The organism is Porcincola intestinalis (genome assembly GCF_009696445.1).
Classification (GTDB): Bacteria; Bacillota; Clostridia; order Lachnospirales; family Lachnospiraceae; genus Porcincola; species Porcincola intestinalis.
The window spans coordinates 343,616-366,398 of sequence record NZ_VULZ01000001.1 but is presented as its reverse complement, the minus strand read 5'-3'; the positions used below and the strand labels follow the sequence as shown (position 1 = coordinate 366,398).

Sequence of the window (22,783 nt, the reverse complement as noted above, 5' to 3'; positions counted from 1 at the left end):
GCGATGACATTTAAGGAAGCATTAGATAAGGTCGATCGGTGCTACCGCAAGTGGGGGCTTCCTGGAGTTGCTGTAGCCGGCGACGCTGGTACAGAATGGATTTTCCAGGCAAGGTCTTCTGGTACAAGAGGGGGCGAGGAGCCCGATTTACCCGAACCGATTATCATCAGCAAGGATACAGGTGGTATGAGGTATTGCTTAATCCAGGATCGGAACGACCGAGACAAGATGTATGCCGCGGAAAAGGCAATTATTTATCAGACGAAGTGATTTGTGTTTAAACCAAGCGAACCATCACCCACAAGGTGATGGTTTTTTCATGTGGTAAAGCAGAACAGGAGAAAAGATGATCAGAGTAAAAATCACTGATAAGGGGATCCGGATGAACGGGCATGCTGATTGCAGCATTCGTGGACAGGATATTGTGTGTAGCGCAATTTCAGCGCTGACCTGCACGCTGATCGCGTCAATGGAACAGCTGACCAATAACCGGATCCGTGCGGACACCGGCTGCGGGCGGACAGTCATTGAGTGGCAGGAGCTGTCCGACACTGGCAAGCTTTTGGTGGATTCCTGGTTCGTTGGAATCGCTGCTATCAATGAACAGTACAATTGTATTAAGTTTGTCTGACCACCTGAGAGGGTGGTTTTATTTTGCCAATAAAAACGGAGGAGTTATGAAGTTTAAACACATGATGGATCTTCACCTGTTTGATGAGAGCGGGGAAGGCGGGGCATCCGGAAGTCCTGCGGTGCCTTCTGGGGGGCATGCGGGAGGTGCTTCCGGGGAAAACCACACAGGGGGAACTTTTACGTACGAGCAGCTGAATGAGATCGCGACAAACCGGGCAGAGCAGGCTGAGAAACAGGCCCTCCGGAATTTCTTCAAGACGCAGGGACTTACCGAACAGGAAGCACAATCTGCTTTGGAAAAATACCGGAATGATAAAGCTTCGCGACAGCCGAACATCGCCCAGATTGAGCAGGAGCGTGACAGCTACCGCAAGCAGCTTGAAGAGCGGGATAACAGGGACTATTTGAGGGATAAGAAGGTGTCATCTGATGATCTCGATTATGTCGCTTTCAAGGTTGGGCAGATGGTGGATAACAAGACAGATTTCAAAAAGGCCGCAGACAAGTTCCTTAAGGAGAATCCAAGGTATTGCCAGGCAGGATACCGGGTGGATACGTCAACTTCTTCAGGAGGAGAGGGAAGTACCGAAAGTAAATACGCAGGTATCAATGATCTGATTCGACGCGCTGCTAGACGTTAAGGAGGAATGACTATGAATAACAGAAAACTGATGGATCTTCATATTTTTGAAACCGATGCGACTGCGATCGACCGGACAGGGGCTGATGCACTGATCCCGGTGCAGGAGTCCAATGAAATCATCCAGGGAATAATCGCCCAGTCGGCGGTTCTCTCCCGGGGGCGCAGGCTGCAGAATATGACGTCCCGGCAGTACCGGATGCCGGTGCTTGACATGCTGCCCATTGCCTACTTTGTCAATGGGGACACCGGCCAGAAGAAAACTACTAACCAGGCCTGGGACAAAAAGGTTATTACGGCTGAGGAGATCGCCGTGATCGTTCCTATCCCGGAAGCGGTTCTCGATGATGCTGAATATGACATCTGGGCTGAAGTGCGTCCGAGAATCCAGGAGGCCTTCGGAAAGAAGATTGATGGTGCCATCCTTTTTGGCGCGGAAAAGCCGTCCTCCTGGAGAGACGACATCGTGAAAACCGCGACAGCAGCGGGTTCGGTTGTGACGCTCGGAAGCGATCTGTACACGTCTATCATGGGAGAGGACGGCGTGATCGCAAAGGTCGAGGACTCCGGATACTTTGTTAACGGCCATATGGCTGATATCAGCATGAGGGCGAAGCTCCGCGGGCTGAAAGATACAACCGGGCAGCCCATTTTCCGGTCTGACATGCAGACCGGGACAAACTATACGCTTGACGGGGCTCCGATGAATTTCCCAAACAATGGATCCTTTGATAAATCCAAGGCGCTGATGGTTTCCGGGGACTTCAGCCAGCTCGTGTACTCGATCCGCCAGGATATGACGTACAAGCTGTTTACTGAGGGCGTGGTCCAGAACACTGATGGCACTATTGCATACAATCTGATGCAGAATGACATGGTCGCATTACGGGCGGTGATGCGCCTTGGATGGGAGATCCCGAACCCGATTAACGCCCTGAAAACAGATAAGTCCAAGAGATGCCCATTTGCATATCTTAAGGCAGGCGTCTGATTGATTCGGAGGTGATTCTAAATGGCGTATGCGGACTATGGCTACTATATGAGCAGCTTCAGTGAAAGAGAAGGCAACCTGTCTGAAGGAGAATTTCTCCGGTTTGAGCGAATGGCTGAGCTTGAGCTTGATCAGGCGACTATGGGACGCGTCAGCCGGCTTAAGGAGCTGCCGTCCCAGGTAAAGGACTGCGCATGCGCCATTGCAGAGGTACTCGGTAATGCGGCAAGGCTGTCACATGATTACACCGGCCAGGGACTCGCGGGACCCCTGGCAAGCTGGTCAAATGATGGCCAATCCGGGTCTGTTGATCTGACGCAGTCACGGTATACCGAATCCGGTGTCCGGAAAGAAATAAGACGGCTATGCCGGCTGTACCTTGCCCGTACCGGGCTTTTGTACGCGGGGACGAACTGCTATGAGTCTTAATCCAAATTACACACAGACGATCACTGTGTATCACAAATCAGGGAATGCCTGGAACCGGGCAGTGTATACTGGATGCTTTTTTCAGGCCAAAGAAGCAGTAGGGTTTTCATCGACGCAGGCGGCGCTATCCAACACATACATTGCGCGGATCCCGGAAAGCGTTGCGGGGACTGGATTTGCTGTGTCCCTGGATGACATTGTCATCCTTGGTGAGTGTACCGATTTGATTGACGATGAGGCAGCCGGCCATAGATCAGTGGAAGTGTTGAGGAAAAATAAGCCTTTTGCGTTCAAGGTGACTGCTGTGTCAAACAATACACAGCGCCTGATGGATAGGCACTGGAGACTGGGAGGGTGACATGAGGATAGAGCTGCAGATGGACAGCGGAAAAGAAATTGCAGGCCGGAAGGTCCAGGGCCGCGAGAAGATGCTCTATCTTGCGACTGTCTGCAAGCGGTTTATGGATCCCTATGTCCCGGCCATGAATCTCGTACTGGCTCAGAATGTCAGAATTACATCAACGGCAAATCATGGCGAGATTACTTACAATTCCCCATATGCGCATTATCAGTATGAAGGGGAAGTGTATGGACCCAATTACCCAGTTTACAAAAATGGGGAACTTATCGGGTTTAAAAGCCCTCCTCATAAAGAACCGACCGGGAGAAAGCTGCAGTACAGCAAGTTCAGGCACCCGCTTGCCACGTCGCACTGGGATAAAGCGATGTGGGCTGCCAGAAAGCGCGATGTTACGACATCATTTGAGAATTATTTGAGGAACAGGGGATGAGCAAGCACGATACAGTCAAAGCCTATTTTGAGCCAAAAGTCCAGGAACTGGCCGGCAGGTTGCTGTTCAACTACTCGCCAGATGAGGAAAGCATCGGCATGATAACCGACTACTCCGATAAGGTTGTGAAAAGCTTTGTAACCGGGAGAAAGCGAAAAGCCTATGGGCTGTCATTTATTATTGTCCGGCCATATTCGACGGATCCGGGAGATGATCTGAATCTCGAGGCAATGAACTTCGCCCAGGCGTTCATGGACTGGATTGATCAGCAGAACCAGACAAAATCGTTTCCGGACATGGGCAGGGACTGCACCGTTGAGCAAATCGAGGTACTGCAGAACATGCCGAATCTGGCAGCAGTAAACGCAGAAGAAGGTATCGCCCGGTACATGATCCAATGCAGGATCCTGTATACGGACGACAGTGAAAACCAATTCAGGAGGAAATAGTATGAAGCTGAAGCGTGAAGCCATGGCGACATTCATTGATACTGCGATGAACGTCAGCGTGGGTAATGTATCAAAGGCGGTATGGGAAATTGTCGGCGATGATATCGAGTCCATGTCTGTAGATATGAATGCAGACACAGACCAGAAAAAGAACATCCTTGGCCAGACAAAAACAACCGATAACGGGTATAAGCCGTCTATGGAAGCGGATCCGTTCTATGCGGATCCGGATAAGAAGCTGTATCCGGTTTTGCGGGATATTGCGATGGAAAGAAAGAAGGGAGACGCGTGCAAGACCCTTATGATGGAAGTCATTGTAGACAGCACGGAGGCAACAACAGCCCTTGCCTATGTCCGGGAGGTTCTGATCAAGCCGAAGTCCTATGGCGGCGATTCTTCATATCTGAACATACCCTATACGGTATCTGAGGATGGTGCGTGGGTGAAAGGAACCGTCACACTGGCGTCACTGAAAACGGGCAATCCAACCTTTACTGCAGGGACTGCAGGTGGGGGCGCGTGAAAGGAGCGTAAATGAGCAGATCAATAACCAAGAAGATTGATGACGGTATCCTGGATTTCAATTTTGAAAACTCGCAGGGAAAGATCTTTGCGTCGTTCCGGATGAACCCGTCGGATGCAGGACTTGCGGCAAGATGTAGCACAGCAGCCGCCAAGATTGAGCAGATGCGCCAGGAAGCACCGGAGGGAGCAGGAGATCTTGAAAAGTATGATGGGAAGATCCGGGAACTTATTGATGAACTGCTTGGCTATCCTGCGTCGGAAACTCTGTTTATTGCGCCTATGACGCCGACAACGATCCTGCCGTCCGGGGAAATGTTTGCGGTATATGTCATGGATGCAATCCTGGATGCGGTGAAGCCGGAGCTGGAAAAGCGGCAGAAGAAGATGCAGGCCGCAGTTGAGAAATACACAAAGAAATATGAGTCCGTATGATCTTCCAACGTCCCTGACAATCCACAGCAGGGACTATGCAATACGGACGGACTTCCGGGCGATTCTGGATATCCTGATAGCTGAAAATGATCCGGAGCTGGACGACATCGGAAAAACCGCAGTACTGCTTGGCATCCTTTATAAGGATGTCCCGGTAGACACGGAGGAAGCGGTTAGAAAAGGCTGCGAATTTATTGATATGGGAATGAAGGACGATGGAAAACGTCGTCCACGGGTTATGGATTGGAAACAAGACGCGCCTGTAATCATCCCTGCAGTGAACCGAGTCGCTGGCGTGGAGATTCGTGCGCTGCCCTACCTGCACTGGTGGTCATTCCTGGGCTATTACCAGGAGATCGGGCAGAGCTATTTTTCCGAAATTGTGAATGTCAGGCTGAAAAAAGCCAGGGGCGAGAAGCTCGAAAAATGGGAACAGGATTTTTATAAGGATAATCGTGCATCTGTTGATTTGAATCACGAGGAAGAACGCAGCGCGGAAGAAAAACAGGAGCTGAGAAAACTATTCGGGTTGGAGAAGAGGTGATTACATGGCTGCCGGGAACGACGGAACGATTACGCTATATACCGACGTGGACACCGGCGGTGTGCAGAGGGGCGTATCCAATATCAAGAGCCAGCTTGGCGGGCTGGAGAAGACAGTCAGACGTGTAGGCGCGGCGATTGCCGCAGCGTTTGCAGTATCAAAAATTATAGGTTTTGTACGGTCCTGCATACAGCTGGGGTCTGACCTGACCGAAGTCCAGAATGTCGTTGATGTAACGTTCGGGTCAATGGCGCAGAGTGTTAATGCTTTTGCGTCAACCGCGGCTGAAAAATTCGGGCTGTCTGAGCTCTCGGCAAAGCAATACGCATCTACTTTGGGTGCAATGCTGAAGTCCATGGGCTATACAGAACAGCAGGCGGCTGCGATGTCAGAGCAGCTGACAGGCTTAGCCGGAGACATGGCATCCTTCTATAACCTGAATACTGATGCTGCATTTGAAAAAATCAGATCAGGAATATCCGGCGAAACTGAGCCGCTGAAGCAGCTGGGGATTAATCTGTCTGAGGCCAATCTTGAACAGTTCAGACTGGCACAGGGGATGGACACAGCGTACAGCAAAATGACGCAGCAACAGCAGGCGCTGGTTCGGTACAAATATCTGTTATCGGTTACATCTGATGCACAGGGAGACTTTGCCCGTACATCGAACAGCTGGGCGAACCAGACCCGGGTTCTGAGCCTGCAGTTTCAGTCGCTTAAGGCGAATATCGGGCAAGGGCTTATAAATGTGTTCACGCCGGTCTTGAGGGTAATTAATGCGGTTCTGTCAGGACTGAATAAGGTTGCGAGCGCCTTCAAAGCTTTTACGGCTCTTATCACCGGCGTAAAGCAGGATACTGCTACAAGCTCAGGAGCCAGTCCCGTGGCAGGCGTGGCGGACGCGTATTCCGATGCGTCTGACGCCGCGGACAATTATGCAGGGGCAACAGATAAAGCCGCGAAAGCTGTCAAAAACGCGCAGAAACAACAGCAGAGCTATCTGTCAGGACTTGATGAAGTCCGTCAGTACCAGAAAAACGCGATCCCGGGTTCTGATGTATCCGGAGGCGGCGGGAAAACGGGAACAGCTGTACCTGCAGCTGTTGACTATGGCAGTATTGCTAAAGGGAACACGCTCCTTGATCAGGCGGATGCGAAAATACAGAAGTTTGCAAAGGACTTCAAAAACGCCATAGAGCCTACGATCGAAGCCCTGCAGCGCCTGTGGAGCCAGGGACTGAAGCGGCTTGGAGAATTTTCATGGACTGCCCTCAGGGATTTTTATAATGGCTTTCTCGTACCAGTCGGCAGATGGGTGATGGGAGAGGGGATCCCCAGATTTATTGATGCCCTGAATAACGGGCTGATGAAGGTCAATTTTGAAAGGATAAACAAGGCATTGAGTGGCCTGTGGGATGCCCTGGCACCGTTCGCTATCAATGTTGGTGAAGGGCTGCTGTGGTTCTGGGAGAATGTCCTGGTTCCTCTGGGTACTTGGACGGCAAACGAAGTTGTTCCCAGGTTTCTTGACACGGTCGCTGCGGTACTGAAGGTCGTGAATGCCGTGATTGAAGCGCTCAAACCCTTATGGCAGTGGTTCTGGGACAACGTGCTCCTGCCTATCGCAAAATGGACGGGCGGCATATTCCTTACGGTGTGGGACGGCATCATCAAGGCACTGACCAACTTTGCAAAGTGGTGCCAGGAACATAAGAAAACGATTGAAACAATCGCCATTGTTATAGCATCTTTCTTCGCTGCGTGGAAGATTGTCAGCCTTATCGAGAAGATCGCAACCTTTGTATCAGCAGCTGTGGAATTTGTATCAACGCTGTCTGGGATCATCAGTGCACTCGGGGGACTTAAAGCCGCGCTGGGACTGGCTGTCGGTGCGTTCAATCCCTACATCCTGATAATCGGGGCGGCCATAGCGATCGCAATTCTGCTCTGGAAAAACTGGGACACCATTTCTGCGGGACTGAAGAAAATCTGGGAATGGATATCAAACCTTGCCAAGACAATCTGGGGAGGCATCGTAAATACCATGAAGAGCTTGTGGGAAAACATGAAGCGCAATGCCTCCGAAGCATTCGCCGCAGTTGGGAACGTAATAGGAAAAGCTTGGAACGGGGTTAAGTCCATGACCAGCACAATTTGGAACGGCATCAAATCCGGGCTCTCTACCGCATGGTCTGGGATCCGTGGGTTGGCAAGTGCATCGTTCGATGGGATCGGCAAGTTGATCTCATCAGCTTGGAATGGGGTCAAGACAGTCACGGGCACGATCTGGGGCGGCATTACTGGCCTGGTGTCGAAGGCTATGCAGAACATGATGTCTGCAGTATCAAAGACAGGGGGTAAGATGGCCGACGGCTTGGCATCAGCGTTCAAAGCCGCGCAAAAGATGATTAAGGCGCCAATCAACGGGATCATAAAAATTGTAAATATCCTGCTTAATGCCCTGACGAATGGGATCAATTTTGTGATCGGTATGCTTAACCATTTATCAATCAGAATTCCAAATTGGGTGCCAAAGATAGGCGGACAGAAATTCGGGTTTAATCTCTCGAAGATTAATACGCCCAGCATCCCATATCTTGCGACGGGTGCTGTCATTCCGCCGAATGCACCGTTTATGGCTGTTCTGGGGGATCAGAAAAGCGGGACAAATATCGAAACTCCTGAGTCGCTTCTCCGTAAAATTGTGCGGGAAGAATCTGGATCCGGGCAGGGAGGAAGCTATCGATTCACAGCACAGATCAATCGCCGGACACTGTTCGATGAGATGATCAGCGAAGCAAAACTGCGGCAGATTACAAGCGGACGTAATCCGTTTGAATTCGCATAACCGGAGGGGATATGGCACAGGATAAAATAAAGATCAATGGCGTTGAGATCTACCAGCCTGACGAGGGTCTTCAGTGGAACTTTGAGACTACATTCTCTGCCGGATCTACCAGGACCCAGTCAGGGAAAGGAAGGTTCACACCACTGTTTACGGTTGAACAGCTTACCTATACGGCGACGGACATTCCCGTCGCGGAAGCATCAAAGATCCTCAAAATGGTTGCGAAGGGCAGGCATTTCAGCCTGCATTATTTTTCAGTCTATACAGGAAAATGGCAGACAGGGAGTTTCTATGTAGGCCAGGGCGACATTACTATAAAAACGATCAAAGACAATGACGAAACGCTGCAGACACTGTCCTTCAAGATGACAGGAGATGACCCGATATGAGAAGCACGACCGCAGAACTGAACCGACAAATGCTCGATCGGGCGGATTCTTATGCTACAGCTGATATCACTTTTGCGGACGGTACAAAAAGGAGCCTGGGGAAGGACGATTTCTTCCAGGACAATACCGTGGTGGAAAGCGCTGAAACATCATCCTTCCCACTGGGTGTGGTGATCCCCAAATCGGTCACCCTGTCGCTCGTGAATGATGATGACCGGTGGAGGAAATATGCGTTCGACAGGGCGAAAGTTCATGTATGGACGAACTTCGTTATGGACGACGGCACCATAAAACGGTATGACCTTGGAACCTATACTGTCATAAAACCTGAATCTTACGGGACAACGGTCACACTTTCCGCGGTGGATGACTGCTATAAGCTGGATAAGCCGTATACATCATCGCTTGTGTTCCCGGTCACAGCGGCCATTGCCGCAAAGGATGCCGCCGATACCTGTGGGATAGCTATTGATACAACTGACTTCAAAAACAACGGGTATCTGATCAAGCAGAAACCAGAGGGTGTCACATTCAGGACATTTTTTGGGGACGTTGCAATGCTGGCCGGGGGCGTTGCAAAATTTGATACTACTAACCGTCTTGTCATAATTGGTTACTCGCTGGATACGTTTGGTGACGGGAACTTGAATGGCGGGGTGTTTGACAGCGCGAAGCCATATGATTCCGGAGACGCTGCGGATGGAGGGGGCTTCAACCCCTGGAATAAAGGTTACCAGTTTGACGCGGGGAATGCCGCGAACCTCAGTAAGATCCATACACTGCACGACTGGCAGGATCTGGCCATAGAGGCCGATGATGTAGTGATAACAGGGGTGCGTCTGAGTGGACAGGACGATAAGCAGTATTCGAAAGTCGTATCTGAAAGCTATGTATTGGATGTGGCGTCCTGCATTGCCGTTGGGAACGAGCAGACACTGGTCGATAAAGTCGCAGCAGAGGTTGTAGGGTTCAAGTTCCGGCCGTTTTCTGGGAACTATATCAGCTACCCGCTGGCCGAAGCCATGGATCTTGCGAATGTAATAGACCGGGCAGGGAACGTCTATCAAACCGTTTTAACCGATGTCACGTACAGCTTCAGCGGATCAACGGTGATGAAATGTGCTGCAGATCCGCCTATCCGGAACAGCAGTGCCTATTCCAGCTCAGAGGCAAGGGCAGTAGTAAAAGCAAGAGCACAGCTGCAGTCTGACATGCAGCAGGTGATATCCCCGATAGAGGCTGCAACATTATCATTGTCAAACCTGATCTCTCAAGGGCTTGGTTTATATGTAACGGAACAAAAGAACGATGACGGGAGTAGGATCTACTACCTCCATGATGAGAAAACAGTCGCGGCATCAAAAAATCTATGGCGGATATCAGGGAATGTCTTTTCTGTATCATCAGATGGAGGGAAGACCTGGAAAGCCGGCATTGATTCAAACGGAAACGTACTCGCAAACGTGCTATCCGTGGTTGGCCTAAACTTCAGCTGGGCTCATGGCGGGATCCTTACACTTGGCGGGGCGAATAATGCCAGCGGACAATTACGAGTGCTGGATGATGAAAGTACACTTATCGGCGCATGGAACCGGAGTGGGATTGCTACTAAGGGAGCTTTGATCAACCAGGGGAGCTCGGGTGCCATGACGGCGCTTGCCGGGGGGAAGATTGCTGTATACAAACGGGGGACAACTGCTCTTTCGGAAGAAATAACTGACTCGGTGCTGGATCGAACATCCAACTGGATGACCATCACGCCTGTACTTATGAACAGGGCCGATTGGTCATTGCCCACGTCAAGCGAACAAGAAAGTATCAACGGGGTGGCCTTCGGGTCTGGGCTTAACTTTATATCATTTGGGTATTATAAAGCGGATACCAGTACAAGTCCCCTTCAGGAGGGGATCCCAAAACTAGTAAGGAATTCTAACCCATACTATGACAGCGCTCCTGGGACTGTGGCGCCACTAATCACACTTAATCCGTCAAGGCAGAGTTTGGTGTATAACTTTGTACCGATTACCATGCACGCCTCGATGGAAATGGATGGCTATATAAAGTTCGGCACAAACGATTATCTGGATAACAGCTATCTTGGCATACAGTGGAAGCAATATTCGAAATATGGCGGTCAATTAAGCATCGGATCGGAGAGGAATGGAAGCGCCGGCGAGGACAACCTCGTGATAAACGGCGGGACTCTTCAAATTCTCGGTGGTGTCAACATTAGTAACGGACTGACTGTGCACGGCGGTAAGAGCAGGGCTGTAAAAACGGAGCACTATGGCACCGTCCGCATGAACGCATTCGAGACCGCGAGTGCGCATTTTGCGGATGTAGGGTCCGGTGCAATAGGGGATGACGGGCAGGTATCTATATATTTCGACCCTGTGTTTGAGGAAACGATCGAAGCAGACATTGGCTACCAGGTGCTGGTCACCAGGACATCGGAACTAGGAATAGACTGGGTAGAAAAAGAGAGAGGCGTGTTCATCGTACACGGGGAAAAAGGGGCGACATTTGACTGGATGTTGATAGCGCTTCAGAAGGGTTATATATCGGAACGAATGAGCCCGACGGATGACCTTCCTATACGGAAGGATGGATTTGACGTGAGCAGCATGGTATCGAATGACACATCTATTGTTGACGTACTCGACATGGTAAACAGGTACGAAGGAGGATTAGCAACAGTATGAAGAAAATTACGGCATTCGCGATCCACACAACAGGCGAGGGACAGAGGGCGGCGTATACGTACAGCATTATTGACGATAACGGGACCGTTGTTGCGCAGAACAAACGGGGAGAGGTTGTCCTGATGACGCCAGAGACACTGAAGGCTGCGAACACCTTGTATAAGTTCCTGGAAACGAAGATTCCAGAGTAAGAGGGGAGGCAAAGCATGGCAATACAGATGCGGCGTGGGGACTACGCTGATTTTGATCCAACGAAAATGGTTGCCGGGGAGCTGGCTGTAGTGACCAGTGGGGATCCGAACTCCGATACAGGACGGTCCCTGTATGTTTGCTTTGAGCCTGGAGTTGTTAAGAGGGTCACAGACTACGAAGACCTTATTGACCAGGTCAATGCCGCAACACAAGAGATCCAACAGCGTTTTACATCATCCGTAGAACAGTCAGCCAGAAATGCGGCGTCATCTGCAGCATCCGCATCAAGCTCTGCGGGCACTGCCTCAAGCGCTTCAGAGTCCGCAACTGCAGCATCGCAAAGTGCGTCCAGTGCCCAAGCTGCAGCAGAAAGTGCAGCAGCTGCTGCAAAGGGTGCTAAGGAGTATGTGGATCAGCATGGCACAAAGCCGATGACTGGTGCTACGACCACGGCAACAGGGACTGCGGGAACCGTCCCCGCACCGCAAGCTGGCACGTCCACCAGGTTTTTATGTTCCGATGCAACTTGGAAAGAAGCAGTCGATGCCACCCAGGGCAAGGCGATAAACGATGCGATCGCAAAAAATGCTGCTGATATTGCAACCAATAAAAGCGGCATCAGCAAAAACAAGGCTGACATCACTGCGTTAAACGGCAGTTTATCAAAAAGATTCACATTACTTTACTCGCTGGAAGCCATTCAAGACGGTGCGAGAAGCCTATCCATAGATCTTTCACCGTACAAAATGGTGCTGATCGTATGCAAACGGCAGGACAACGGTGCGGATTTAGTCTCATTTGTCATCCCAGTGTCTATATGGGGCAATGTTGAAGTAAGCCATCGGATCGAATGTGATGGATATTATCGTATTGTTACTATATCCACCACTAGCATTAAATGGGGAACAGCTAACGGCGATTATCCAACCGCATTTATTGTTCCAATTAAGATATATGGATTGTAATCACGCCATAATAAACGCCCCGGATACATAAATTGCATTAGAAAACGGATCCCGAGTCGATTTAAACACGATGTTTCCATTTTCGACCCATACTTGTGCATCTGCGGCGCCATTCATACAATATGCTGCTAATGGTGCTGCTCCGCCGAGCGGAGTATATGGGATGGATGCAATCGTATAGTGATTACCCTCCGGGTATCCAGTGGTAGGGTCCTGCACGCTTCCGGTATTCACCCAGCCAGTTACTACAACAATCCTACCGCCCCGCATGTAAGATATCGATTGATTTTTAAAAATCCCTACTGGCGTAGCCGTGCCAGATATGTTGGATAAACTGCCGTTGCTTTTATAATTATCCTATTGTTTGCCACGCCGTCCAATTATCCGTGCCAATCTTTTTACGCATTTTTATGTTGTTCTCATAATTGTACAAAAACATCTGCGTGATCCAGTTGTTGGCGGAAAATCCAGCACCTGGGGCTGATTCGAACACCAACAAAACGCCGTACCCGTTTACATGAGCGCTATTATCGCTGGTCCAATATATCCCGGTTCGGCTGCATTGGTCAGCGTCAGATACGTACCCGTTGTTTTTAAATATCTCGTTTGAGATATCAACCTTGTTATTTAAACTGCCGTTTACTTAAGAGACGCCGCGAAAGCGGCTTTTTTCATGAAAGGAGGCTACTATGGCCACATTAAAATTTGATGACAATTCTACAATCGAAGCTGCAATCACATCGAGTGATAGAGATCTGGTGTTCGCTGTACAGCATTTTTCGGATTGCGATGCTATTGTGGATAAAATCCGTGGAGGAATGAAATCGCTAGGGGATAGATCACTAACTGGGAAGGTGGTTGGAGCTATCTCTGCCGTAACAACGGCGGACGGGGTGCTGCTGACAGCTACGTTGCATGATACAGAAAAGCAGCAGGCGATCAGTGATATCACGAAGGGAGTGGCAGGATCTGAGGAAGATGTGCCAGAAGATCTCCAGTCGATCATCAATCTTGCAAGAAAAGGGCGTGATAGTTTGAGCGACACGGATGCGGCATCATATGCAGAATATTTTGCTCCATGGTCAGCAGATGGCCATGTGTATAAGACGGGTGAGAGGGTCCAGTATGGGGGAAAGCTGTGGAAAGTCGCCAGCGATCACACATCGCAGGCGACGTGGACTCCGGATCAGGCGCATAGCCTGTTTTCAGAAATTTTGCCAGGGCAGTCAGGGACACCGATCGGAGAATGGCAGCAGCCCAATGCATCAAATACGTATAAAAAGGGCGACCGTGTGACCTTTAATGGAAAAACATATGAGTCAACCATCGAAAACAATGCCTGGTCGCCTGCCGATTATCCGCAGGGCTGGACAGAGATAACAGCTTGATCGGAGGTAAATCCATGGGACATTTGTTTGACAGAATAATGGATGTGCTGCAGCTGATTGTACTGATCGGATCAGTTTGGACACTGGCCAAGACTGCAGTGAAGGTGGCGAAGGCACCGGAAAAGTCACAGAATGACAGGATCCGGGCACTGGAGATCCGCGTAGATAAAATCGCGGAGCGCCTGGAAGACGGCGACCGTCATTTTGCAATGATTGACGATGGAACGATCATCACACAGCAGTGTATCCTGGCCATGATGGATGCATTGATTAACGGCGATAACACGACAGAATTGAAGGCTAAAAGGGATCTGATGCAGACATATCTGCTGAAGAGGGGGATTAAATGATATTACGAATGGCAGCAGCGGTGGTTACCATCGCTGTATTTTTGTACCTAATTCACAATATGGAGGATTGAAAAATGAGCGAAAAAGTGAAGTCCTATGTTATCAGGGCGGTATGGACCGCGATCCAGGCAGCAGCTGCAGCTGCTATTGCCACGATCGGCAGCACGGCAACGATCGGAGGGGTAGATTGGCGCGTGGTCGCCAGCACGGCGGGTCTAGCGGGGGTCTTATCACTACTTAAGTCCGTCGCAGTCGGAACACCCGAAACAAAGGCAAGCTGAGTAGAGGGAGGGAAAGATGACCAGTACGACAGAGCAAGTTTGGGACTATCTTTTAAAGAGCGGGCTTACCGCAGAAGGGGCAGCAGGCTTAATGGGAAACCTCAAGGCTGAGTCCGGCATTATCCCGAACCGCGTCGAAATCCTATGCCTGAAGCGACTGAGGGAGCACGGCAGGACGTACTCAGATCAATCCTATACGGCGGCGGTTGATTCCGGTGCAATCACAAAATCTGAATTTCTCCATCCAATCCCGGGGAAACAGTACGGATACGGGATAGCTCAATGGACGTCGCCTAACCGGAAAGCTGGGCTGTACGATCTCGCTCAATCAAAGGGCGTCTCAATCGGAGATCTTGACACCCAACTTGAATACCTGATAAGGGAGCTGAATACCAGCTATAAGCCAGTTTATTCTGTATTGATATCCACAAATAGCGTTCAGACAGCTTCTGATGCTGTGCTGACTCACTTCGAACAACCGGCAAATGCACAATCCATGAAGCAGGAGCGGGCGAATTACGGGTATCAGTATTTTAACCAGTTTGCATCATCGAAGGGAGATGATCCAGTGTCTACTGTAACTGCCGGCAAGATCCTTGATATTTACAGATCGTGGATCGGATACTCTGAAGCGAATGGGAAGCATAAAAAGATTGTTGACCTATATAATTCGCACAAGCCGCTGGCGCGAGGATATGCAGTAAAATACTCGGACTCCTGGTGTGATACCTGCCTGTCCGCGGCGTTTATCAAAGCTGGTGCCGTTACGCTGATCGGCGGGACTGAATGCGGTGTAGAAGAGCACATCAAGATCTTCAAGAAATCGGGGATCTGGATTGAGGATGGGACGATCACTCCGAAAATGGGGGATATCATTGTCTATAATTGGGATCAGAAGACTCAGCCAAATGACGGATACGCTGATCACATCGGAATCGTAGAATCTGTTTCTGGCAATATGATCACAACGATCGAGGGGAATTACAAGGATGCTGTCGGACGGCGGGTGATCCCTGTCGGGTGGGGCTATATTCGTGGATACGCGAGGCCAAGGTATGCTGCAGAAGCGCAGCAGAAGGTATATCATGTCCAGGCGGCAACGTACACTGACAGGAAATACGCAGATCAGTTGGTACTGAAACTGAAGTCATACGGGATCGACAGCTATTCGTACCAGAAAAGCGGGTATTGGCTGGTCCAGGCGGGGGCATACGCCAGCAAAGCAAACGCCGACGCGATGCTGAAGCGGCTGCAGGATCTTGGGATTTCTGGCATGATCTGGAAATAATATTTGTAGGTGGTATTGCCACCGTTTTGCCACCAACTGAGACATATAGGCGCAAGCGTACCAGAGACTGAATCATTGAACAACGTTGAAAAACCGCATAAATAAAGCCTTTTCAGGACTGACAAAGAGCAAAATTCAGTTGGTATCAGTGAACGGGGCACGTGGAGACAGTGGCTCTGCTAACAAGAACAAATTGAAAGAGGGCCGAAAAAGCCCGTGTTTAAGCCATTTCTGCGGCATCCGTCTTTCTGAGAAGAGAGGCGGGTGCCGCGTTTTTTGTCCGGGACTTCATCGAAAAGATTGAGGTCTTCCCGGAGATGATGCGGTTCACCATGAAGACCGGGATGGTGACAGAAGTGGCGATGTGATTATCTCTCTATCCCGGCATTAATAAATCTGCCAAGGATCTGCTGGTACCGGTACCATCGTTCATTTTTCTCCAAGCTAAGGCTCCTGTTTACAGCGAAAGATCCGTTAAGGATGAACTTAAAAAGCATCTCGGCTTCATCTGCGGCGAGGCCGGTATGCGCCATAAGATCCGGGACAACTTTATCATGCTCATGAGCGGCAATCCTCTGGATGATATGGTCGCTGACAGATACGTCCATAAACAAGTGATGATATTTATCAGAATCAGCGATCCGCTGGCAGGCGGGCAGGACGGTTTCATTCTTACTGAGCACATCTGACCTGCCGCTGCGGATAATATCGAGTACATCAACAACCGTTCCGGAGCCGCTCTCTGAAAAGAGGAGGGCGTCATCGATGACACTGTCCAGTACTTCATCCAGGCTGTCAAAATGCAGGTAAAAGGTAGAACGGGCAATCTCAGCCTGCCTGCAGACCATGGTGACATTGATCTTGTCATAGGCGGTCTCTTTATTCAGTTCCAGAAGCACGTCTTTGATGACCATCTGTGTGTATAACGTTCTTCGGTCAGTCTTTTTCTGATTTGGTGACTTCATTTTATTCACCGTCTTTCTCTGATATCTACAATCGAATATTCCCGATCACGAGAAACTCCTGTACAGTTTTGCGATTCTGTACGGGAGTTATTCTTTTGAGAGAATGTGTTCTTCTCATTTTTCCAAATTTAAGCATATTAGTTTATAGACAGGGCGTCAATAAACTGTTGCGAACCTTGTATCGCAGAATCAAAAATGGGAGAGGAATGAAAATCATGACCTTTTATGAGCAGATTGTAAATGAAGTACAGATGAGCAATTATTCCAGATATTACAACGTATATGCATCCGGCAGGACTGTGGTTCCGCTGACAAAGAAAGAGCCGCTCCCTTATGAAGAGCAGATTCAGTATTTTGTTCAGAAAGTGAAGGACGCGGATTGCGTGATCATCGGAGGAGCATCCGGCCTTTCCGCGGCAGGCGGCGGGGATTTCTATTATGAAGACAACGCCTCCTACCGGAAATATTTCGGAAAGTATGCGGAGAAATACGGATTCAAAGGTGCTTTTGCCGGTGCGTTTGCCCACTGGGATTCCCGTGAGGAGTTCTGGGGATATATGGCAACATTCCTGCATACCACCCAGCATGCGGAGGTTCGGAAGCCGTACCTGGATTTGGATGCGGTCCTCGCGGATAAAGAATTCTTTGTACTGACCACAAATCAGGACACCCAGTTCGTAAAGCTGTATCCGGAGTCTAAAGTCGCCCAGATTCAGGGCGACCATCGCTTCTTCCAGTGCTCCAGGTGCTGCACGGATGAGGTATGGGATGCCGTGAAACCGGTGCAGGAGATGATCGATGCCATGGGTGAGGGCACGGCAGTGCCGAAGGAACTGATCCCGCGCTGTCCGCACTGCGGCGCTGAGGCGTTTCCGTGGGTCCGGGGTTATGGAAATTTCCTGACCGGTAAGAAATACGAAGAGGAATATCAGAAGATATCAGATTACATTCTCGCGCATAAGGACGAGAAGATTCTTTTCCTGGAACTCGGCGTCGGAAGACTCACACCGATGTTCATCCAGGAGCCGTTCTGGACACTGGTGAACAGTTTGCCGCTGACGACGTATATTTCTGTGAACAAGGATTATGCGTTCCTGCCGGAGGCAATCGAGGACCGGGGACTTGCTATTAAAGGCGATATCGGAAAAGTGCTTGAGGATGTAAGAAGTGAAATGGAGAAGAAAGTCACAGCTGCATGATCATAGAAGGTGAAAAATGGCAGAATATAAAGTAAACGATTATAAAGAGGCCAAAGACTGGCTGAAGAACACGGACGCCATTCTGATCACGGTGAGCAACGGGCTTTCCATCGCGGAGGGGTATCATATTTTTGCGGATGATGGGTCGTTCAGAAGGTACTTTGGGAAGTTCCGTCAGAAGTACGGCGCAGACTGCCTGATCCGCGGTGTGTTCACGCCGATGACGGCGGCCGATCATGAGGAATATATGCAGACGGTTCATCAGTATTTAATTGACGACTACCATGGCAGTGAGGTAATGAAAAACCTGCTTTCAATTGTCAGGAATAAACCATATTTTATCGTGACCAGTAACGGCGACGCGCATTTTCAGATGAATGGTTTTGACCGGGACAGAATCTTCGAAGTGGAAGGTAACTTCGAAGGCCTTACGGAGGGGTCTGAGGAGTGGTACGGCCAGCAGCAGAGATTTTACGCATTCCTTCAGGAGTATTCCGGGCAGAATGCTCTGCTCTTTGAGCTTGGCATTGGGAGCCGGAACCAGCTGATCAAAGCCCCGACGATGGGAATGGCAGCGGAATATCCTTCCTGGAAGTTCATTACGATGAATATGCCGGGAGAAATCAACGTTCCGGATGCGCTGGCAGACAGGACAGTAGCCCTGACAGGTGATATCGGAGAAAACTTAAGGAATCTTTTGAATGAATGAGAGCCTGAACATGAGGTTACAGACTATGAAATCAATTGGACGATCCGGAAAAATCAGGGAGAATCTTTCGGGGCAATTGGCATTTTCTTCTTTTGTCCCGGCGGACCTGCAGGATATTCGGATATAATATACAGATGAAATGGTAAGGATTTCAAAGCCACTTGGAAGAAGACAAGATACGTATTCCAAGATATAAATCGGAATTGACCTATGTGAAAAGGGAGGCGGAGGAGAGTCTGCCGAGGAAGAAAACAGCGCGGTCGAACTGGCCGTGAAATCGGAATTTACCTATTAAGACATATAAATTGTTGACAATAAAGCTCCTATATAGTAGGTTTTTAATAAACTGCTATATAGGAGCTTTTGTATGGACATGAATGGAGGATTTCTTGTCACCAAAATAAAACAGCTTGGAGACCGGATTTTCGAGAAGATTCTTAGTGAAAAGAATATTGATGAATTTAATGGAGCCCAGGGACGTATTCTTTATGTGCTGTGGCAGGAGGATGGTATCTCAATCAGGGCACTCTCGACTAAATGCGGATTAGCGATAACATCTCTTACTACGATGCTGGAAAGAATGGAAAATCAAGGGCTGATAAGCCGTGTTCAGTCTGAAACGGACAAAAGAAAAACACTCCTGTTTCTGACTGAGAAAGCACATGCCTTAAAGGGCGTGTACGATTCTGTATCTGATGAGATGGGCAGTATTTACTACAAAGGTTTTTCAGAGGAAGAAATTACCCAGTTTGAGGAATACCTCGACCGCATCAGAAAGAATCTTGAGGAGTGGCAGAAGTCATGAGTATTTGTATCAAAGATCAGATTCAGAACATGAATATCGTCATTGGCTGCAAAGTGGGGTGTACATATTGCTATGCCCGCAACAATGTGAAACGCTGGCATATGATTGATGACTTCTCTGATCCTGAGTTCTTTCCAGGCAAGCTCAGGATGATGGAAAAGAAACGTCCGCAAAACTTTCTTCTCACAGGCATGAGCGATCTCTCTGGATGGAAGCCGGAATGGAGAGACGAGGTATTTGCAAAGATCCGTGAAAATCCACAGCATCAGTTCCTGTTCCTTACCAAGCGACCTGATTTGCTGGATTTTGATACCGATCTGGAAAACGCATGGTTTGGCGTTACGGTGACGAGGAAAGCAGAACTGTGGCGTATCGACGCCATTCGGAAAAATGTCAGAGCAAAACATTACCATGTTACCTTTGAGCCGTTATTCGACGATCCCGGCACAGTTGACCTTTCCGGAATCAATTGGATCGTTGTGGGCACCATGACCGGAGCTCAGAGCAGGAAAATTCATACGAAGCCGGAATGGGCATGGTCTCTGACGGACCAGGCACATAGGCTCGGCATTCCGGTGTTTATGAAGGAAGACCTTGTCCCTATCATAGGGGATGAAAATATGATTCAGGAAATGCCGGAAGAATTTAATAAAGTGTTAGAGGTACAGAAATCATGGAAGAAGTAATAAATGGAATCCTCATTCGTGAGGTGGAAACAAAGAACATCATGACTAAGTCTAGTCTGCCGGTAGGCGGTTACTCGGTCAATCCCTATGTGGGCTGTACACATGCCTGCAAGTATTGCTATGCTTCTTTTATGAAGCGCTTTACCGGGCACAAGGAGGAATGGGGCACTTTCCTTGATGTGAAGCATTGGCCGGAAATTAAAAATCCGAAGAAATATGCCGGACAGCGGGTGGTCATCGGTTCTGTGACAGATGGCTACAATCCACAGGAGGAGCAATTCGGGAATACCAGAAAACTTCTGAAGCAGCTGATCGGCAGTGACGCAGATATTCTGATTTGCACAAAGTCGGATCTTGTGGTACGGGATATTGATCTGCTGAAGAAGCTTGGACGTGTAACCGTTTCATGGTCGATCAACACACTGGATGAAAATTTCAAGAATGATATGGACTCTGCTTCGAGCATTGAGCGCCGTATCTCTGCTATGAAGCAGGTATATGAAGCAGGTATCCGTACAGTCTGTTTCGTATCCCCGGTATTCCCCGGTATCACGGATTTTGAAGCAATCTTTGATCGGGTAAAGGATCAGTGCGATCTGTTCTGGCTCGAAAATCTCAATCTTCGAGGCGGTTTCAAAAAGACAATTATGGATTATATCGCCGGAAAATATCCTGATCTGGTACCACTTTACGACGAGATCTATAACAAGCATAACCGCAGCTACTTTGAAGCACTTGAAGTAAAAGCTGAGGAAATGGCTAAGAAGTATGATTGTGCCTTTGTGGATAATGAAATGCCTTATGGCAGAGTCCTGCAGGGGCATCCGGTGATCGTAGATTATTTCTATCATGAGGAAATCCGTGGGACAGAGAATACCGGAAAAAGAAATCGCTAACTTCCTGTTCAATGTGTTTTGCAATGTCGCTGATATCATTGAAGGTAATGGAGCAACATCATATTTCTGACAAATTCCCGAACAGCATGTTCCTACCTTGACCAATTCCCAGACAGCAAGAACCGACGTGATTATGTTTCTCACTGTCTCGGGGCACGTCGAGACAGTGGCTCTGCTAACAAGAACAAATTGAAAGAGGGCCGAAAAAGCCCGTGTTTAAGCCATTTCTGTGGCATCCGTCTTTCTGAGAAGAGAGGCGGGTGTCGCTTTTTCTTTTAGAAAAAATGTGAAAGTTGGTCGGGCGTGGCTGTGGGAAGGCTATTTGAGCAGGAATAGAAAAAAGGCGATGCAGAATCATCATCTGCAACGCCTCCCATCGCTTTTTTGCCGTCTCGGACTATCGGGACGGCTTTTCTGTTTTTCACGAATTCCAAACATGATATACTAAGTAACGAAATTGTGTTGATGAGAAATGGATATAATTGCTACTGATTTCAAAGCCACTTGGAAGAAGACAAGATACGTATACCAAGATATAAATCAGAATTTATCAGAAAATGAGGAATAGTTGAAATGGAGGCGCTATAATAACATGAAGATTGAAGGGAACCAGAAAGAACTGGATGCAATGGTAGAATTTCATAAGGGAAACCGTGTCGAGGGACTGAGACTGCAAGAAGAATTTGCAGCGGAATTTCGTAAGGAGTATAAAGACAAAGATCACTGTCCTTGCCTGAAAGCCTGTCGCTATCACGGAAACTGTAAGGAATGTGTAGCAATCCACAGAGCGCATCAGGAACATGTTCCTAATTGTATGCGACCATTGATTAATAAAAAATTGAAATTGATGTCAGAATTAACAGAGCATACCTTGGCAAATGAAATAGAAGCTCCACATGAGATTTTAAGAAAATAGGCAAGCCAAATTCCAGTTCAATGTGTTTTGCAATGTCGCTGATATCATTGAAGGTAATGGAGCATCATATTTCTGACAAATTCCCGAACAGCATGTCCCTACCTTGACCAATTCCCAGACAGCATGAACCAGTATGATTGTTTTTTCTACTGTCTCGGGGCATGTTGAGACGGTAGTATTGATGTCGAAGAAAAAATAAGACGGGGCTGAAACCCGCTGATAAACAGCAGGTTTCGCGTTTTCGAGAAAAATTAAGAGTACCCGAAATCTGGTCAGAAAATGGCACATAGGGGATGTAGGGTAGGGGATGGATGTTGGGGAAGATTTATGGAGAGGCACATGGATTATATCAGAGACAGGGTAAGTAATATTCCCTTCAGCTTACATGATAGTCGGATAATTCAGATTGGAATTAATGAAACGAGTCTATTATTGAAGGTAGATCGGATATTTCAATATGCTGGCGCTGAAGAAAAATGGTATCAGGGAATCATTGAGTTTACCAAAGCTGATATAGAAGAATGTGACATCATGGTCTTTAACAGGCCGTACGGATATGATGGGGAGAAATCCTTCACTGGGGAATCGATATCTCTTGCTGAGTTTAACGCAAAATATTCTGATGCAGTCTTTGAGATCATTACGGAAGGATATTCTGGATATGACACAACATTTCAGGGCTGGATATGGCAAGGGAAGAATGATCCAATCTTTGGAATTATGCGTATATGGAACACGGGAGATATGATCTATCGGATTTAACAAAATCC

At 48.6% G+C, this 22,783-nt stretch carries 28 protein-coding genes; 27 read left to right on the top strand and 1 reads right to left on the bottom strand.

The annotated features are described in order from the left end of the window. Positions 1-3 precede the first annotated feature (3 nt). The 20 genes from FYJ35_RS01845 (at position 4) to FYJ35_RS14530 (ending at position 15,837) form a co-directional block, all read left to right on the top strand. Positions 4-270 (top strand): hypothetical protein, encoded by a 267-nt coding sequence (locus FYJ35_RS01845; RefSeq protein WP_154522267.1) that lies wholly within the window; start codon positions 4-6, stop codon positions 268-270. A gap of 76 nt (positions 271-346) precedes the next feature. Then, positions 347-631 carry a ribosomal-processing cysteine protease Prp gene (locus tag FYJ35_RS01840; RefSeq protein ID WP_154522264.1) on the top strand — a complete coding sequence of 95 codons (285 nt, stop codon included), beginning with the start codon at positions 347-349 and terminating at the stop codon, positions 629-631. A gap of 46 nt (positions 632-677) precedes the next feature. Beyond that, the gene (locus tag FYJ35_RS01835) at positions 678-1,274 is read left to right on the top strand and encodes a hypothetical protein (RefSeq protein WP_154522261.1); all 597 of its coding nucleotides are present in this window, start codon (positions 678-680) and stop codon (positions 1,272-1,274) included. A gap of 12 nt (positions 1,275-1,286) precedes the next feature. After that, positions 1,287-2,264: a phage major capsid protein gene (locus FYJ35_RS01830; protein ID WP_154522258.1), complete on the top strand. Its 978-nt coding sequence runs from the start codon at positions 1,287-1,289 to the stop codon at positions 2,262-2,264. Positions 2,265-2,285: 21 nt separating this feature from the next. Further along, positions 2,286-2,693, top strand: a complete 408-nt coding sequence (locus tag FYJ35_RS01825) for a head-tail connector protein (protein WP_154522255.1) — start codon at positions 2,286-2,288, stop codon at positions 2,691-2,693. Further along, positions 2,683-3,051: a DUF6751 family protein gene (locus tag FYJ35_RS01820; protein WP_154522252.1), complete on the top strand. Its 369-nt coding sequence runs from the start codon at positions 2,683-2,685 to the stop codon at positions 3,049-3,051. The genes FYJ35_RS01825 and FYJ35_RS01820 overlap by 11 nt, the downstream gene beginning before the upstream one ends. Position 3,052: 1 nt before the next feature. Beyond that, positions 3,053-3,484: a minor capsid protein gene (locus tag FYJ35_RS01815; RefSeq protein ID WP_154522248.1), complete on the top strand. Its 432-nt coding sequence runs from the start codon at positions 3,053-3,055 to the stop codon at positions 3,482-3,484. After that, on the top strand, positions 3,481-3,933 hold the full coding sequence (locus FYJ35_RS01810; protein WP_154522245.1) for a hypothetical protein: 453 nt from the start codon (positions 3,481-3,483) through the stop codon (positions 3,931-3,933). Before FYJ35_RS01815 ends, FYJ35_RS01810 begins: the two co-directional genes overlap by 4 nt. Position 3,934: 1 nt before the next feature. Then, a complete protein-coding gene (locus tag FYJ35_RS01805) occupies positions 3,935-4,456 on the top strand; it encodes a hypothetical protein (RefSeq protein ID WP_154522242.1) in 522 nt (173 codons plus the stop codon). A gap of 11 nt (positions 4,457-4,467) precedes the next feature. After that, positions 4,468-4,890 carry a hypothetical protein gene (locus FYJ35_RS01800; RefSeq protein ID WP_154522239.1) on the top strand — a complete coding sequence of 141 codons (423 nt, stop codon included), beginning with the start codon at positions 4,468-4,470 and terminating at the stop codon, positions 4,888-4,890. Then, complete coding sequence (locus FYJ35_RS01795; RefSeq protein WP_235906304.1) at positions 4,856-5,434, top strand: Gp15 family bacteriophage protein; 579 nt, start codon at positions 4,856-4,858, stop codon at positions 5,432-5,434. Before FYJ35_RS01800 ends, FYJ35_RS01795 begins: the two co-directional genes overlap by 35 nt. 4 nt (positions 5,435-5,438) lie before the next feature. Further along, positions 5,439-8,282 carry a phage tail protein gene (locus tag FYJ35_RS14360; protein ID WP_205839654.1) on the top strand — a complete coding sequence of 948 codons (2,844 nt, stop codon included), beginning with the start codon at positions 5,439-5,441 and terminating at the stop codon, positions 8,280-8,282. An 11-nt stretch (positions 8,283-8,293) separates the two neighbouring features. Further along, a complete protein-coding gene (locus FYJ35_RS01785) occupies positions 8,294-8,671 on the top strand; it encodes a hypothetical protein (RefSeq protein ID WP_154522236.1) in 378 nt (125 codons plus the stop codon). After that, positions 8,668-11,373, top strand: coding sequence for a hypothetical protein (locus FYJ35_RS01780; RefSeq protein WP_154522233.1), 2,706 nt, complete (start codon positions 8,668-8,670; stop codon positions 11,371-11,373). The genes FYJ35_RS01785 and FYJ35_RS01780 overlap by 4 nt, the downstream gene beginning before the upstream one ends. Then, complete coding sequence (locus tag FYJ35_RS01775; RefSeq protein WP_154522230.1) at positions 11,370-11,564, top strand: hypothetical protein; 195 nt, start codon at positions 11,370-11,372, stop codon at positions 11,562-11,564. Before FYJ35_RS01780 ends, FYJ35_RS01775 begins: the two co-directional genes overlap by 4 nt. A 15-nt stretch (positions 11,565-11,579) precedes the next feature. Continuing rightward, a complete protein-coding gene (locus FYJ35_RS01770) occupies positions 11,580-12,530 on the top strand; it encodes a hypothetical protein (protein ID WP_154522227.1) in 951 nt (316 codons plus the stop codon). A 689-nt stretch (positions 12,531-13,219) separates the two neighbouring features. After that, on the top strand, positions 13,220-13,918 hold the full coding sequence (locus FYJ35_RS01765) for a carbohydrate-binding protein (protein WP_154522224.1): 699 nt from the start codon (positions 13,220-13,222) through the stop codon (positions 13,916-13,918). Positions 13,919-13,932: 14 nt separating this feature from the next. After that, positions 13,933-14,268, top strand: coding sequence for a hypothetical protein (locus tag FYJ35_RS01760; protein ID WP_154522221.1), 336 nt, complete (start codon positions 13,933-13,935; stop codon positions 14,266-14,268). A gap of 74 nt (positions 14,269-14,342) precedes the next feature. Beyond that, on the top strand, positions 14,343-14,549 hold the full coding sequence (locus FYJ35_RS15145) for a holin (protein ID WP_235906303.1): 207 nt from the start codon (positions 14,343-14,345) through the stop codon (positions 14,547-14,549). Positions 14,550-14,565: 16 nt separating this feature from the next. Continuing rightward, positions 14,566-15,837: a phage tail tip lysozyme gene (locus FYJ35_RS14530; RefSeq protein WP_235906302.1), complete on the top strand. Its 1,272-nt coding sequence runs from the start codon at positions 14,566-14,568 to the stop codon at positions 15,835-15,837. Positions 15,838-16,205: 368 nt separating this feature from the next. On the opposite strand, the gene FYJ35_RS01750 is transcribed toward FYJ35_RS14530, so the two are convergent. Further along, positions 16,206-16,802, bottom strand: a complete 597-nt coding sequence (locus tag FYJ35_RS01750; RefSeq protein WP_154522218.1) for a TetR/AcrR family transcriptional regulator — start codon at positions 16,800-16,802, stop codon at positions 16,206-16,208. A gap of 215 nt (positions 16,803-17,017) precedes the next feature. Here FYJ35_RS01750 and FYJ35_RS01745 point away from each other — a divergent pair, with 215 nt between their 5' ends. The 7 genes from FYJ35_RS01745 (at position 17,018) to FYJ35_RS01715 (ending at position 22,775) form a co-directional block, all read left to right on the top strand. Continuing rightward, the gene (locus FYJ35_RS01745; protein WP_235906301.1) at positions 17,018-18,001 is read left to right on the top strand and encodes an SIR2 family NAD-dependent protein deacylase; all 984 of its coding nucleotides are present in this window, start codon (positions 17,018-17,020) and stop codon (positions 17,999-18,001) included. A 16-nt stretch (positions 18,002-18,017) separates the two neighbouring features. Beyond that, positions 18,018-18,710 (top strand): hypothetical protein, encoded by a 693-nt coding sequence (locus FYJ35_RS01740; protein ID WP_154522212.1) that lies wholly within the window; start codon positions 18,018-18,020, stop codon positions 18,708-18,710. Between the two features lie 367 nt (positions 18,711-19,077). After that, a complete protein-coding gene (locus tag FYJ35_RS01735; RefSeq protein WP_154522209.1) occupies positions 19,078-19,515 on the top strand; it encodes a radical SAM mobile pair system MarR family transcriptional regulator in 438 nt (145 codons plus the stop codon). After that, positions 19,512-20,201, top strand: coding sequence for a radical SAM mobile pair protein A (locus FYJ35_RS01730; RefSeq protein WP_154522466.1), 690 nt, complete (start codon positions 19,512-19,514; stop codon positions 20,199-20,201). Before FYJ35_RS01735 ends, FYJ35_RS01730 begins: the two co-directional genes overlap by 4 nt. Next, positions 20,189-21,097, top strand: a complete 909-nt coding sequence (locus tag FYJ35_RS01725; protein WP_154522206.1) for a radical SAM mobile pair protein B — start codon at positions 20,189-20,191, stop codon at positions 21,095-21,097. The genes FYJ35_RS01730 and FYJ35_RS01725 overlap by 13 nt, the downstream gene beginning before the upstream one ends. A gap of 592 nt (positions 21,098-21,689) precedes the next feature. After that, positions 21,690-22,013, top strand: a complete 324-nt coding sequence (locus FYJ35_RS01720; RefSeq protein ID WP_004613237.1) for a hypothetical protein — start codon at positions 21,690-21,692, stop codon at positions 22,011-22,013. Between the two features lie 339 nt (positions 22,014-22,352). Beyond that, a complete protein-coding gene (locus FYJ35_RS01715; protein WP_154522203.1) occupies positions 22,353-22,775 on the top strand; it encodes a hypothetical protein in 423 nt (140 codons plus the stop codon). Positions 22,776-22,783 lie beyond the last annotated feature (8 nt).

Excerpts from the sequence above, each read along its gene's own strand:
- FYJ35_RS01800 (WP_154522239.1), top strand. The coding sequence starts at position 4,468 with ATGAGCAGATCAATAACCAAGAAGATTGATGACGGTATCCTGGATTTC.
- FYJ35_RS01720 (WP_004613237.1), top strand. The coding sequence starts at position 21,690 with ATGAAGATTGAAGGGAACCAGAAAGAACTGGATGCAATGGTAGAATTT.
- FYJ35_RS15145 (WP_235906303.1), top strand. The coding sequence starts at position 14,343 with ATGAGCGAAAAAGTGAAGTCCTATGTTATCAGGGCGGTATGGACCGCG.
- FYJ35_RS01835 (WP_154522261.1), top strand. The coding sequence starts at position 678 with ATGAAGTTTAAACACATGATGGATCTTCACCTGTTTGATGAGAGCGGG.
- FYJ35_RS01725 (WP_154522206.1), top strand. The coding sequence starts at position 20,189 with ATGGAAGAAGTAATAAATGGAATCCTCATTCGTGAGGTGGAAACAAAG.
- FYJ35_RS01740 (WP_154522212.1), top strand. The coding sequence starts at position 18,018 with ATGGCAGAATATAAAGTAAACGATTATAAAGAGGCCAAAGACTGGCTG.
- FYJ35_RS01715 (WP_154522203.1), top strand. The coding sequence starts at position 22,353 with ATGGATTATATCAGAGACAGGGTAAGTAATATTCCCTTCAGCTTACAT.
- FYJ35_RS01730 (WP_154522466.1), top strand. The coding sequence starts at position 19,512 with ATGAGTATTTGTATCAAAGATCAGATTCAGAACATGAATATCGTCATT.
- FYJ35_RS01845 (WP_154522267.1), top strand. The coding sequence starts at position 4 with ATGACATTTAAGGAAGCATTAGATAAGGTCGATCGGTGCTACCGCAAG.
- FYJ35_RS01840 (WP_154522264.1), top strand. The coding sequence starts at position 347 with ATGATCAGAGTAAAAATCACTGATAAGGGGATCCGGATGAACGGGCAT.
- FYJ35_RS01810 (WP_154522245.1), top strand. The coding sequence starts at position 3,481 with ATGAGCAAGCACGATACAGTCAAAGCCTATTTTGAGCCAAAAGTCCAG.
- FYJ35_RS01825 (WP_154522255.1), top strand. The coding sequence starts at position 2,286 with ATGGCGTATGCGGACTATGGCTACTATATGAGCAGCTTCAGTGAAAGA.
- FYJ35_RS01815 (WP_154522248.1), top strand. The coding sequence starts at position 3,053 with ATGAGGATAGAGCTGCAGATGGACAGCGGAAAAGAAATTGCAGGCCGG.
- FYJ35_RS01770 (WP_154522227.1), top strand. The coding sequence starts at position 11,580 with ATGGCAATACAGATGCGGCGTGGGGACTACGCTGATTTTGATCCAACG.
- FYJ35_RS01785 (WP_154522236.1), top strand. The coding sequence starts at position 8,294 with ATGGCACAGGATAAAATAAAGATCAATGGCGTTGAGATCTACCAGCCT.
- FYJ35_RS01820 (WP_154522252.1), top strand. The coding sequence starts at position 2,683 with ATGAGTCTTAATCCAAATTACACACAGACGATCACTGTGTATCACAAA.
- FYJ35_RS14530 (WP_235906302.1), top strand. The coding sequence starts at position 14,566 with ATGACCAGTACGACAGAGCAAGTTTGGGACTATCTTTTAAAGAGCGGG.
- FYJ35_RS14360 (WP_205839654.1), top strand. The coding sequence starts at position 5,439 with ATGGCTGCCGGGAACGACGGAACGATTACGCTATATACCGACGTGGAC.
- FYJ35_RS01735 (WP_154522209.1), top strand. The coding sequence starts at position 19,078 with ATGGACATGAATGGAGGATTTCTTGTCACCAAAATAAAACAGCTTGGA.
- FYJ35_RS01780 (WP_154522233.1), top strand. The coding sequence starts at position 8,668 with ATGAGAAGCACGACCGCAGAACTGAACCGACAAATGCTCGATCGGGCG.
- FYJ35_RS01760 (WP_154522221.1), top strand. The coding sequence starts at position 13,933 with ATGGGACATTTGTTTGACAGAATAATGGATGTGCTGCAGCTGATTGTA.
- FYJ35_RS01805 (WP_154522242.1), top strand. The coding sequence starts at position 3,935 with ATGAAGCTGAAGCGTGAAGCCATGGCGACATTCATTGATACTGCGATG.
- FYJ35_RS01830 (WP_154522258.1), top strand. The coding sequence starts at position 1,287 with ATGAATAACAGAAAACTGATGGATCTTCATATTTTTGAAACCGATGCG.
- FYJ35_RS01775 (WP_154522230.1), top strand. The coding sequence starts at position 11,370 with ATGAAGAAAATTACGGCATTCGCGATCCACACAACAGGCGAGGGACAG.
- FYJ35_RS01745 (WP_235906301.1), top strand. The coding sequence starts at position 17,018 with ATGACCTTTTATGAGCAGATTGTAAATGAAGTACAGATGAGCAATTAT.
- FYJ35_RS01750 (WP_154522218.1), bottom strand. The coding sequence starts at position 16,802 with ATGAAGTCACCAAATCAGAAAAAGACTGACCGAAGAACGTTATACACA.
- FYJ35_RS01765 (WP_154522224.1), top strand. The coding sequence starts at position 13,220 with ATGGCCACATTAAAATTTGATGACAATTCTACAATCGAAGCTGCAATC.